12 protein-coding genes are annotated in these 11,306 nt (G+C 49.5%); 3 read left to right on the top strand and 9 right to left on the bottom strand.

The features are described from left to right. The first annotated feature begins 278 nt into the window (after positions 1-278). Both KJS69_RS15840 and KJS69_RS15835 read left to right on the top strand, forming a co-directional pair. Complete coding sequence (locus KJS69_RS15840; protein ID WP_213584741.1) at positions 279-1,043, top strand: SDR family NAD(P)-dependent oxidoreductase; 765 nt, start codon at positions 279-281, stop codon at positions 1,041-1,043. A 22-nt stretch (positions 1,044-1,065) separates the two neighbouring features. Next, positions 1,066-2,538 carry an MFS transporter gene (locus KJS69_RS15835; RefSeq protein ID WP_213584740.1) on the top strand — a complete coding sequence of 491 codons (1,473 nt, stop codon included), beginning with the start codon at positions 1,066-1,068 and terminating at the stop codon, positions 2,536-2,538. Between the two features lie 454 nt (positions 2,539-2,992). Here KJS69_RS15835 and KJS69_RS15830 read toward each other — a convergent pair whose 3' ends face one another. Continuing rightward, entirely contained in the window at positions 2,993-4,351 is a 1,359-nt protein-coding gene (locus KJS69_RS15830) for a sulfatase family protein (RefSeq protein ID WP_213584739.1), read from the bottom strand. 85 nt (positions 4,352-4,436) lie between these two features. Between KJS69_RS15830 and KJS69_RS15825 the strand changes: the two genes are divergently transcribed. Next, positions 4,437-5,312 (top strand): helix-turn-helix domain-containing protein, encoded by an 876-nt coding sequence (locus KJS69_RS15825; RefSeq protein ID WP_213584738.1) that lies wholly within the window; start codon positions 4,437-4,439, stop codon positions 5,310-5,312. Positions 5,313-5,532: 220 nt separating this feature from the next. Here KJS69_RS15825 and KJS69_RS15820 read toward each other — a convergent pair whose 3' ends face one another. From KJS69_RS15820 to KJS69_RS15785, 8 genes are all read right to left on the bottom strand, one after another. Next, positions 5,533-5,886 (bottom strand): metal-sensitive transcriptional regulator, encoded by a 354-nt coding sequence (locus KJS69_RS15820; protein WP_213584737.1) that lies wholly within the window; start codon positions 5,884-5,886, stop codon positions 5,533-5,535. A 103-nt stretch (positions 5,887-5,989) separates the two neighbouring features. After that, the gene (locus KJS69_RS15815; RefSeq protein ID WP_213584736.1) at positions 5,990-6,235 is read right to left on the bottom strand and encodes a glutaredoxin family protein; all 246 of its coding nucleotides are present in this window, start codon (positions 6,233-6,235) and stop codon (positions 5,990-5,992) included. 31 nt (positions 6,236-6,266) lie between these two features. After that, complete coding sequence (locus KJS69_RS15810) at positions 6,267-6,470, bottom strand: heavy-metal-associated domain-containing protein (RefSeq protein WP_213584735.1); 204 nt, start codon at positions 6,468-6,470, stop codon at positions 6,267-6,269. A 24-nt stretch (positions 6,471-6,494) separates the two neighbouring features. Beyond that, positions 6,495-7,121, bottom strand: coding sequence for an NAD(P)/FAD-dependent oxidoreductase (locus KJS69_RS15805; RefSeq protein WP_213584734.1), 627 nt, complete (start codon positions 7,119-7,121; stop codon positions 6,495-6,497). A 32-nt stretch (positions 7,122-7,153) separates the two neighbouring features. Continuing rightward, entirely contained in the window at positions 7,154-8,017 is an 864-nt protein-coding gene (locus KJS69_RS15800; protein ID WP_249730546.1) for a hypothetical protein, read from the bottom strand. A 50-nt stretch (positions 8,018-8,067) separates the two neighbouring features. Next, positions 8,068-10,500 carry a heavy metal translocating P-type ATPase gene (locus tag KJS69_RS15795; protein WP_283777466.1) on the bottom strand — a complete coding sequence of 811 codons (2,433 nt, stop codon included), beginning with the start codon at positions 10,498-10,500 and terminating at the stop codon, positions 8,068-8,070. A gap of 26 nt (positions 10,501-10,526) precedes the next feature. Next, a complete protein-coding gene (locus KJS69_RS15790) occupies positions 10,527-10,727 on the bottom strand; it encodes a copper ion binding protein (RefSeq protein ID WP_213584732.1) in 201 nt (66 codons plus the stop codon). A 140-nt stretch (positions 10,728-10,867) separates the two neighbouring features. Next, the gene (locus KJS69_RS15785) at positions 10,868-11,209 is read right to left on the bottom strand and encodes a metal-sensitive transcriptional regulator (protein WP_213584731.1); all 342 of its coding nucleotides are present in this window, start codon (positions 11,207-11,209) and stop codon (positions 10,868-10,870) included. Positions 11,210-11,306: the final 97 nt, after the last annotated feature.

Genomic DNA, 11,306 nt, shown 5'->3' with positions numbered 1-11,306 from the left:
GGCAGACATCTTTGCTCGACTGCGGAGCATCGTATCTACGTTTTTGAAGCAAGGACTTTCTGTTCTCCCTTCCCTTTCCCTCGCACTTCGCGGACAACCCATTCTTCTATAGACCTAAGTAGTAACGTTTTTTCATACTATTTCCTTCAAGAGCCCGTCAGATCAAATTGTACCTTTTATCGTACTAAGTACGAATAAAATGCGTACTTTTCATTTCTTCTGCTCCATACCATAATCAACCTTAAACTAATAAAAATCTTCTGAAAGGGTTGAATGTTATGTTTATTTCTTTAGAAGGCAAGGTAGCTGTCGTAACGGGAGCCAGCCGTGGGATCGGTCTGGCCATCGTCCAGGAACTGACCAAATCCGGAGCCCATGTTGTCGCTGCAACCCGTCGCGTGTCCGGTGAACTGGAAGAATGGAGTAAAACGCACTCCGTGCTCATTGTTGAAGCCGATGCGGTTACGGAAGAAGGAGCCCGCATAGTCATGAAGGAGACTGCCGGTCGATTCGGCCAAATCGATATACTCGTCAACAATATCGGTGCGACGGATCCGCGGCAATCCGTCGGCTTCCAGGAAATCACGGATGCGGAATGGATGCAGATGGTGGAGATTAATTTAATGAGTGTTATCCGCTCGACTCGTGCCGCTTTGCCTTATATGATCAAGCAAGGCGGAGCCATTGTCAACATAGCTTCGATGATTGCACGCATGCCTAAACAAAGCATCATGGCCAACAGCGCCGTGAAAGCGGCCGTCACTAATTTGAGTAAAAGCTTGGCCGAAGAGTTTGCCCCCCAAGGCGTAAGGGTCAACACAGTAGCACCAGGTCCGACACGTACAGCGATGTGGGAAGGTGTTCTTCCCCAGGATCCGGAGGAGGCCAAGCGGTTCGCATTAAACAGAGGGATTTCATTAGGACGATTTGCAGAGCCCCATGAGGTGGCTGAGCTGACCGTCTTCCTTGCTTCCGATCACGCAGCCATGATCACTGGAGCAGATTATATTATCGACGGCGGGTTAGTTAAAACCATTCACTGACAACGGAAAGGAATAGGACTTCATGACCAGTAAAACCAGATCTTCGCAAATACCCGTGCTAATCTTGCTATGCACGGTCCAATTCATGAGTCTACTCGATACGTCCATCGTCCAGGTTGCGCTTCCTTCGATTCAACAGAGTTTCGCTCTGCCCAACCAGCAATTGCAATGGGTTGTCACGGCTTACGCTGTTATGTGCGGCGGATTCTTGCTTCTGGGTGGACGATTGGGCGACTTGTGGGGCAGGCGCCGGATGCTCATGTGCGGAATGGTCGTGTTTACGATAGCGTCAGCTCTCGCCGGCCTTGCTCCCGGAGGGATGATTCTTATTCTAGCCCGTGCTCTTCAGGGGGTTGGAGCGGCTATCATGCTTCCATCGGTTCTTTCCCTGATTTCACTCATTTTTGCCGAAGGGCACGAACGTAATCGTGCCCTCGGCTTACTGGGGACGATTTCAGCAGTTGGCTTTACATCGGGCCTTATCCTTGGCGGACTATTAACCGCTACATTAGGCTGGAGGTTTATCTTTTATGTCAATATCCCCATTGGTTTGATTATTTTAGTCCTCTCGCCCAAGCTTCTTCCGGAAAGTACAAAAGTAAAGCAGCCGCTGGACGTCCTGGGCGCAATAACCGTGACGGGAGCATTTGTCGCATTCCTTTATGCACTGACGATCGCTGGCAGTCAAGGTTGGCACTCCTTACTAACTACTGGACTTATCCTGCTTTCCATATTGTTGTTCCTATTTTTTCTAATTATCGAACGCCATACGAAATATCCACTTATGTCTTTTAGTATCTTTTCGCAGGGATCGTTTATTGGAGCGATTACCGCTTCTCTCCTATTTGGAGCGATTATGGGTTCTTCCGTCTATTTAATCAATCTTTACTTGCAGAATATCCTTGGGTACCGGCCCCTTATGGCTGCTTTCTCCTTTTTGCCTCAAGAATTGCTAACCATGGTGGCGGCGGGCTTCGTCTCCCGACTGGTTTCCAAGTCTGGCGTCCAATTGATTTTATCCGCCGGAATGATTTCATTCGGACTGGGATTATGGTTGTTGACTTTCATTACTCCGACCATGGGTTACTTGTATGCTGTACTTCCCGGAACGTTATTTATTGGTTTAGGCGCAGCTTTGGTGCTGGTCTCGGGTTCGATCGCGGCAACTGCGGGAATCCATCCGGAACAACAAGGATTGGCATCCGGGCTATGGAATACGGGACCGCAGATCGGCACAGCGCTAGGAATTGCGATTGTAAGTGCAGTGACAAATCTAGACACTAATCCTGTTCAAGTTCAAGTTCAAGGCAGCAGCGTATCAATGGCGGAGTCCGCATTAGGAGTCAGCGGGTTTCAATCTGCGTTTGCCACGGCGATGATATTTGCAGGGATAGGCTTATGCAGTGCCCTTCTCTGCAACCGTAAAAATAAGGACCAATCGGATACTGCACGATCAAGACCAAGCGGACATCCAACAAAAAAACGCTCTATGTAAGAAGGCAAGCCGCCGGGTGCGGGCGTTGTTGACGAGGAGAAAATCTCTTTACCACGTCCGCCTTCTGCCTCCAAGTGCCCCATTTAGAACAATATAAAAGATGCGACAAGCGCAATAAAAGATGCCATACGGATCCCTCCGTCTGATTAAAAGTTTTTCACTATCATAAGATAAAGAATAGCAACAGGCAGTAATGTGGCGATGACGCCGAAAACAGCCCATGAGTTCGAGATGTTAGTCTTTCTTACTTGTCAAAACCTGGCTCATGAAGGAAGACACGTCTCCGCTGTGAAAGAAGTCCGACTCATCGGGAAGAAAGAACGGACGCGCAGACCGAGCGACAGCATAACGAACAGTTCAGCCGTTTGGTCCGGATCCACCGAATCTCGAATAACCCCATGCTCCCGTTCCTTTGGCGAGGATGGGCGGGAGCAAATCAGCCATCTGTACTTTCTTATCCAAATAATTCAGCAAAAGGATCGCCAACTCGCTTCATCCAATCCGCCAACTCCTGCTCCAGTCTCTCGGCTTGCGCGCAGTATTCGGGAAGTACAGCCAAGTTGCACAACTCCCATGGATCATTAGCCAGATCAAACAGCTGCAAGCAGTCGCTTCCTCGGCCGGTCGCGGCCGAACGGCGATAACGGATCAACTTCCACCGCTCATCCTTCACCATCCGCTGAATGTCTTTATATAAGGCATATACGGTTGGCCTTCCTTCATCCGTCTCGCCCCGAATCAAGGGCGCCATACTTTGCCCCGCGATAGCATCAGGAGGCTCCATTCCTGCGAAGCTGCACAGCGTAGGGAATATATCGAATTGATATGCAAGCGCGTCGACGCGTCTGCCCGCCGGAACTCCGGGCCCCCGGATCAACCACGGAACCCGAATGCTGTGATCATACATATTTTGCTTGCCGAGCAGAGCGTGCCGGCCGACAGCAAGACCATGATCAGACGTATATACCACAATTGTGTTGTCTAAATTTCCGCTTGCGGCGAGCGTTTGCAGCACCTGATCGATGTGGCGATCCATATGGGTAATCATTGCGTAATAATCCGCAATATGGCCGCGGACTTCCTCTGGTCGGCGCGGATAGGCGGCCAGCTTCTCATCCCGGATATCAAGCTCCCCGTTATCAAAAGGATGTTCCTCCATAAAACTTGGCGGCAGCGGGATTTGCTCGCGGTCATACAAGCTGGCATAAGGCTCCGGCGCTGTCCGTGGATCATGCGGAGAAGTGTACGCCAGATAGAGAAAAAAAGGCTCTTCCCCGGAATATTGCTCCAAAAAATCAATGGCCGAATCGGTAAACAGTTCCGTCGAGAACCGCGTTTCAAGACGGGGCTCTTCAGGAGGATGAAATCCGTCGCCGTCATAATCAAACACCGGCACCCGCTGATGCTCGCTCATGCCACCCAAGAACAAGGCGCTTCCGCTGCAAAAGCCGGCGGTAAAACTGTCTCGATCATTATGCCACTTGCCGATCGCATGCGTATAGTAACCGTGTGAGCGAAACCAGAACGGCATCGTATGTGTTCCTTGAGATATAACATTATTTCTGGCGTAATCGTCGATCGTCTGGCTTTCCGTCGCTTGAAAAATATGCGTTCCTGTTTGAACGCAGGCTCTGCAAGGAATGCAAACAGCGCCACTGACGCCGCCGATAATATGAGTTGAAGCCATCATCGTTCCGGCTTGGGCAAGAGCATCCAACGCCGGCGTTTGCACGACTTGGTCTCCCGCCGCCCCCATGGCGTCATAACGGTGATCGTCAGCAATGATAAAGAGTATATTCGGTCTTGCAGCCATGTTGTCCTCCTTGAGTTACATGTCATTATGGCTATAATTATAATGATGTAAAACCATTATTTACATGGCATAAAGGAGTAATCACATGTCAAAAAGTCTACCACTCGATGAAGCTTCCGCTTTTCTGGATTCACTGCTTCATACGGCGCTTGGTGATCGCATATTTCGTATCTATACTTCCTTTAATGTAACCGTCCCCTCTTCCTGGCGCATCGAGGAACGCGTGCTGGAAGAGTTTCATCTTTTATATGTAAAAAGCGGCTGCGTGATCTATCAGGTTAGCGGAGTCCCTCTGAAGCTAAAAGCCGGCAGCCTCTTGTTCCTGTCCGACGGCGCCGTACACTCGGCATTTCGGGACCAGAGCGAACCGCTGAGCATCATTCCGATCCGCTTCAAAATTGGCCGTTACGAGGATGAGCAAGGCCCGTTCCACCAAACGGAAGCTCCTTGCCACTTCGCCTTCCTGCCGCGGGAACCCGCTAAATTGCGCCTCCTGTTCGAGTCGATTCATCATTGTTTCTCCCTGCCTCCTTCTGTTAGAAGGGATGCGCTATGCCATGCCGCTGTCTGCCAGACGCTGGCCGAAATGTCCCGCCAATTGGAAGACCTCCGGCAAGGCGTACCGATCCATCCGGCCATCTTGCATATTAAAAACCATATCGACTCCAATCCCGCTGATCGCCTTTCCGTTCAGGAGCTCGCCGCTTTATCCGGACTAACGCCCAAATATTGCTCACGGCTGTTTCAACAATTGTTCGGGCTGTCAATCAAAGCCTACCAGATTAAAGCCCGCATCGAATACGCACAATATTTGCTGGAGCATACAGACCAATCTATTATAGAAATCTCGTATCATCTCGGCTACCCCGATCCCTTCTCCTTCTCAAAACAATTTAAAGCCGTTACAGGCACGGCTCCTTCTAATACGATTCAGAAGCGCCGTTCATTAAAAGAGCCATAGCGGATTTACAAAAAACAGCGCACACCCGCCGAATTCGAGCGATGATCCCAGTCTTGATGCCAGCTAGGTCGTAGACGAGGATGACGGTGTTAGCTAAAGAATCGCAGTCGCCCATGCCTTCTACCATTGCGTGGTAAGCACTATCTACTCGGGATGGAGGAAGAGGTTAGTGATCACTTCATCAAAAAATGGGGAGGGCCATAGTCGCCTCTCCCCATTTCTATTTCATTAATTTGGCTACGGTGGTCAACAGCTCATCCAATACGTCACGGTCGCCTTCTTCGATGCGCTCCACCACACAGCTCTTTAAATGGTCTTCCAACAGTAGCTTTCCAACTCCATTGAGGGCGGATTGAATCGAGGCGATTTGATGAAGGATATCATCGCAATACACATCCCGTTCGATCATCCCTTTCACCCCACGGACCTGCCCTTCAATCCGGTTGAGTCGGCTGATTAAATTTTGTTTCGTTTTATCGGAATGATGGCTTTTTCGCTCGGTAGACGATTTATGGTTGAATGAGGCATCCTCAGTTACATTGTGATCGATTTGAATCCCCCCCTTATCTATCATATACCTTACCATGCCCCATTATCATAAGTAAAGAAATCCCCTGCTATGGGGTTGCAAGGAATGACAAAGCAGCCCTTCACATGTGGGCTGCTTTGTAGCAGCATTACGATTTTGCCAGCAAGCTGCTTATTTCATTCAGGTTTTCTGCGAAGCCAACAAATACCTTGTCGCCAATGACAATCGTCGGCACGACCTGCTTCCCGGTAAGGTTCCAAACTTCTTCCGGATATTTCGGGTCTTCTTCGCAGTTATAATCGGTATAGAGAATGTCATTTTCCTTAAAATAGCGCTTGGCAAAGCTGCAATCACTGCATGTTGGAATCGTATAGATTTTTACTGGTTCGTCCATCTTCGTTCCTCCTTACATAGTGACCTTACATCTATGCCTCAACGTTATATCCTTTTTTACGAATGACTTCCTGAATATCGGAAATCTGAACTTTTGATTCGTCAAACCGGACATCGACGGTGCCTTGTTCAAAGTTAACGCGGCCTTCCGCTCCAATCGCATTGATAGCTCCTTCAATTTTCGGAACACAAGAACGGCAAGACATGCCTTGTACTTTAACGGTTGCCTCTTGCATGCTTTTCACCTCCTTTCGTTAGCGTTACACGGATGCCGTGATTTGTTGCAACTGCTCCAGCGTCACGCGGTCTACGAACTTGCTGAATTTCTCTTTGCCTTTGGCATGTTCCTTATAGAAGTCAATGATGGTCATTACGGCAGGAACCAATTGTTCTTCTTTCAATCCGGAATGAAGCCGTTTGGCAAAAGTAGTCTTCAGCCCCTTGGATTCGCCGCCCACGTACAGATCGAACGTATCGCGCATTTTAATCACGCTAATGTCCTTTATCAGCGGCTCACTTGTCCCTAACGCGCAGCCGGCATATCCGATTTTAAGCGGTGTAGGTGTCGAAATACCGGCGATCGCTTCGTTTAAGGCTTTGGCTGCCTTAAGCCCGGCTTCTTCAGCGCCTCTGCAAAAATTGCAGGCGATCAGACTTTTTGTCACAAAGCCCGCCGGATTGACTTCCAGTCCGCTTTGCTCCAGTTCAGCCTGGATTATATCACGCTTCTCCACCGGCACTTCCGCATACAACTGTTTGAACGGAGTCATTTCCACTTTAGCGTCCGATCCGAGCAGAGCACCGATGATGCCGAGCTGTTTGGGTGTGAACAGGCTGCCGCCAAGCTGCACAGCGGGGCTGATTGCGATTTTTACGATCTCTCCCATTCCGATTCTCCCCTTCGTTCCATCATCACACTTTATTGAATCTCAACGACATAAGGGACCGTAAGGACTTTACCTTGATGCTGGAATTGTCCCCAAATTTTATACGTGCCAGGATTCGGGAAGGCGGTCATAAATTCTGCGGCCGGCCCGGATGCTTTTTCGTCAATTGGATGCACATGAAGATATTGCTCCGCGTCCTCCGAAAGAATGACGACGTGTCCGACAGCTCCGAGGTATTGCTCCAGATTGCTGATGCCTTCCTTCGTTTTTTCGTCCTTGACGGTAAACGTCAGCGTAGCCTCATCTTTTGCCTTTGTGCTGCTTAAAGTCAGTGCGACTTCTTTGCCATCAACAACTTTCACCAGCTTCGCATCCGCTTTGACGCTTTCCAGCGGTTTTGTTTCTCCTTCTACCTTCGCCCATTCGCTAAGGGTTGTGCCCGATCCGCCTTTCGGAACAAAATCTGCAAAGACTTTGTATTCTCCGCCTTTCGGAAACGAGGTGTCTATCGTGAACGTCCCTTTTCCGTCCCATTCGGGATGGATGTGGTTGAAGTAAGAAAGGTCCTTGTTCACGATGATCAGATGCATCAGCTTTTCATGGCCCCATTCAAAATCATGAACGGCCTGGCCATTAGCGTCTGTCACTTGAATGTTCAGCTTCGTGTTTTCGGATGCTTTGGCCGTACCTGAAGCAAACGAGAAGGAAGCTTTATAATTGTCTGCTGCGTGGCCGCCTGTATCGTGACCGCCGTGACTGCCATGGTCCCCAGGGCCATCATTATTCGCGGAGGAATTGGTTGTTCCATGTTGATGGGAACCGCCGTGTCCATCGGCACTCTCCTTTGGCGTACTGCAAGCAGCCAGCAATCCAAAAGCCAAAACTCCGGTTAACATAAGCATCATCCTTTTTTCCATTTTAGGTTCGCTCCATTCTGACTTCCTGATTAGTGGCGTACTTTCACACGCTGCAAGCGAAGCGCATTAAGGACAACCGATACCGAACTTAATGCCATCGCTGCGCCTGCCACCCATGGGGCCAGCAAACCAATTGCGGCAATCGGGATGCCGAGCGTGTTATAGCCCAGCGCCCAGAACAGGTTTTGCTTGATATTGGCCATCGTCTTGCGGCTCATGAAGATCGCGTCAGGAATGCTCGACAGGTCGCCCCGCATCAGGGTCACATCTGCTGCTTCCATCGCCACATCCGTTCCGGTGCCGATGGCCATGCCGATGTCCGCTGTCGCCAGCGCTGGCGCATCATTGATGCCATCGCCAACCATCGCCACTTTCTTGCCTTGGGCCTGTAATTTCTTTACTTCCTCTGCTTTGCCTTCAGGCAGAACTTCCGCCCGAACATGATCAATGCCGACTTGAGCTGCAATTGCTTTGGCAGTCCGTTCGTTGTCGCCGGTAATCATGATGACCTCGATGCCCATTTGCTTCAGACGGCTCACCGCCGCTTTCGACGTTTCCTTGATCGTATCGGCTACCGCGACCATACCGGCATAACGGTTGTCGATTGCAACCAGCATGGCGGTTTTTCCTGCTTCCTCCAGACGGGACATTGGATCATATGCCGCCTTCGCATTCACGTTATACTTCTCCATCAAGCGGCGTGTGCCGACAAGCAGCTCCCGGCCTTCTACCACGGCTTTGATGCCGTAGCCTGGAATGGCTTCAAATGATTCGGTTCCCGGCAGCTCGATCTGTTTGGCTTGAATACCGGCCACAATCGCTTCTGCCAGCGGATGTTCCGAATTTTTCTCTGCCGCGCCGACAAGTCGAAGGAAATCCGCTTCGTTGTCTTGCGTGATCACATCGGTCAGTTCCGGCTTGCCTTTTGTGACGGTACCGGTTTTATCCAGAATGATCGCATTGATCTTGTGTGTCTGTTCCAAATGCTCGCCGCCCTTGAACAGAATGCCCAGTTCCGCCGCGCGGCCGGAACCGGCCATTATCGAAGTTGGCGTAGCCAAACCGAGGGCACACGGGCAAGCAATAACGAGAATCGCAATGGCAATTTCAAGTGCGTGGGCAAAGTTGCCAGGCGTAAAAAAGAAGTACCAAACCAGAAACGCCACAATCGCAATCCCTACAACAATCGGAACAAATATGCCAGAGATGACATCTGCAACCCGCTGAATCTGCGCTTTGGAACCTTGCGCTTCTTCTACGACTTTAATGATTTGAGCAAGTGCAGTCTCTTTGCCGACTTTGGTGGCCTTGATACGCAGGATGCCGTTTTTGTTGATGGTAGCCCCGATGACCGCATCGCCAGCCTTCTTTTCGACCGGAAGACTTTCGCCCGTCAGCATGGACTCATCCACCGATGACACGCCTTCAAGCACTTGGCCGTCCACCGGCACTTTATCGCCAGGGCGAACCAGCACCACATCCCCCACGATAACGTCTTCCACCGGGATCGTTAATTCCTGGCCATCTCGAACGACCAAAGCCGTTTTCGCTTGCAGCCCCATCAGCGACTTGATTGCTTCCGAAGTGCGGCCCTTGGCCAGCGCCTCGAACAATTTACCCATTATGACCAGGGTAATCAGCACCGCACTGGTTTCATAGTAAAGCGCAGGGCCATGAGACATATGTTCCCTAGCAAAGAACCAGTCGATACTCATATACAGGCTGTAAAAATAGGCAGCAGAGGTTCCCATAGCGATCAGAACATCCATGTTTGCGCTGCGGTTGCGCAACGCCTTATACGCACCGACATAAAATTGCTTCCCGATATAGAACTGTACCGGCGTGGCCAGCAGGAATTGAACCCAAGGGTTCATTAGGAAATCCGGCATATAAATCCACGAAGTAAAGGAGAAGTGAGCCACCATCGTCCACAACAGCGGAAAAGAAAGAATGGCCGAGATGAGTAATTTCCGCTTCTGCCCACGAATTTCACGAACGCGATGGTCTCCCGCGTTCTGATTTTCCTGTTTGACCAGAGGTTTGTAGCCCAGCTTTTTGACTTTCTCCTGCATGTCCTCAATCGTGATTTCACCTGCCGAATACTCGACGCGGGCCGTTTCCATCGCAAAGTTTACGGTTGCGCTGGTCACGCCAGGCAACTTACTAAGTCCTTTTTCAATTTTGTTGGCGCAGGCTGCGCAGGTCATGCCTTCCAGATTAAACTGCGCCACTTCTGTCACCGTGCTATATCCGAGCTTCTTTATCGTATCTTCCAGGTTTTTCACATCCACCTTGGCCGGATCGTAAGTGACATTCGCTTTTTCCAGTGCAAAGTTGACATTCGCGGTCGTCACGCCATCCAATTTATTAAGCCCTTTTTCAATCCGGTTGGCGCAAGCGGCGCAGGTCATGCCCGTTATTTGAAAAGACGACTGTTTCGTCTTAGCTGCTGTCGTTTCCACTATGCTTCACTCCCTTGTCGAATAGCTTACGCCACGTCATATCCCTGTTCTTCAATGACTTCTTTGACCTGATCTAGAGAAAACTTCTGCTCATCGTACGACACATCGACCGACTCGCCCTTCAGGTTCACTTTTCCCGTTACACCGATTTCTTTCAGCGCACCTTCGATAGAATTAACGCAATGCTGGCAGCTCATGCCTTGTACATTCAATGTTACGTTTTTCATGTTTCATCCGCCCCTTCATGAATTAAATAGTTATCTTTCCCTCATAATATGGTTGCCATAAAACCGCCGCTTTCAAAATTTAGTATACCCCCGTACCCTATATTTAGTCAAGATTTTTTTTCGTGTTTAACATTACCCCTTTATTTCATGAGCTTATTCATGGTAAATAGCAGTTCCGTTATGACCGTTTCATCATTCTGTTGGACGCGCTCAACAATACACGTTTTCAAGTGATTTTCGAGCAAATGCTTCCCTACCCCATTTAATGCGGACTGCACGGCAGCAATTTGATTCAGTACATCACCACAATACGTATCTTTTTCAATCAACCCTTTGATTCCTCTTATTTGCCCTTCAATACGATTAAGTCGGTGAGTTAAATTGTTTTTGGCTTTATCGGAATGATGGCTTTTTCGAATCTCACCGGTTGAACAGCAGATTTGATGGCTGGCCTGTTCTTCAAATTTCAGGTTTATGCTCATGGGACTCGCCTCCTTTAATTCTAAAATACTATACACCCTCTCCCTATTTAAAGTATTGACAAGCTTCGTACGATGCACATATAATAAGCTCAATATG

This window comes from Paenibacillus sp. J2TS4, assembly GCF_018403245.1.
Lineage (GTDB): Bacteria > Bacillota > Bacilli > Paenibacillales > NBRC-103111 > Paenibacillus_L.
The sequence above is the reverse complement of the archived record's forward strand: the minus strand, read 5'-3'. Positions and strand labels throughout refer to the sequence as shown.

Excerpts from the sequence above, each read along its gene's own strand:
- KJS69_RS15840 (WP_213584741.1), top strand. The coding sequence starts at position 279 with ATGTTTATTTCTTTAGAAGGCAAGGTAGCTGTCGTAACGGGAGCCAGC.
- KJS69_RS15835 (WP_213584740.1), top strand. The coding sequence starts at position 1,066 with ATGACCAGTAAAACCAGATCTTCGCAAATACCCGTGCTAATCTTGCTA.
- KJS69_RS15830 (WP_213584739.1), bottom strand. The coding sequence starts at position 4,351 with ATGGCTGCAAGACCGAATATACTCTTTATCATTGCTGACGATCACCGT.
- KJS69_RS15825 (WP_213584738.1), top strand. The coding sequence starts at position 4,437 with ATGTCAAAAAGTCTACCACTCGATGAAGCTTCCGCTTTTCTGGATTCA.
- KJS69_RS15820 (WP_213584737.1), bottom strand. The coding sequence starts at position 5,886 with ATGATAGATAAGGGGGGGATTCAAATCGATCACAATGTAACTGAGGAT.
- KJS69_RS15815 (WP_213584736.1), bottom strand. The coding sequence starts at position 6,235 with ATGGACGAACCAGTAAAAATCTATACGATTCCAACATGCAGTGATTGC.
- KJS69_RS15810 (WP_213584735.1), bottom strand. The coding sequence starts at position 6,470 with ATGCAAGAGGCAACCGTTAAAGTACAAGGCATGTCTTGCCGTTCTTGT.
- KJS69_RS15805 (WP_213584734.1), bottom strand. The coding sequence starts at position 7,121 with ATGGGAGAGATCGTAAAAATCGCAATCAGCCCCGCTGTGCAGCTTGGC.
- KJS69_RS15800 (WP_249730546.1), bottom strand. The coding sequence starts at position 8,017 with ATGTTAACCGGAGTTTTGGCTTTTGGATTGCTGGCTGCTTGCAGTACG.
- KJS69_RS15790 (WP_213584732.1), bottom strand. The coding sequence starts at position 10,727 with ATGAAAAACGTAACATTGAATGTACAAGGCATGAGCTGCCAGCATTGC.
- KJS69_RS15785 (WP_213584731.1), bottom strand. The coding sequence starts at position 11,209 with ATGAGCATAAACCTGAAATTTGAAGAACAGGCCAGCCATCAAATCTGC.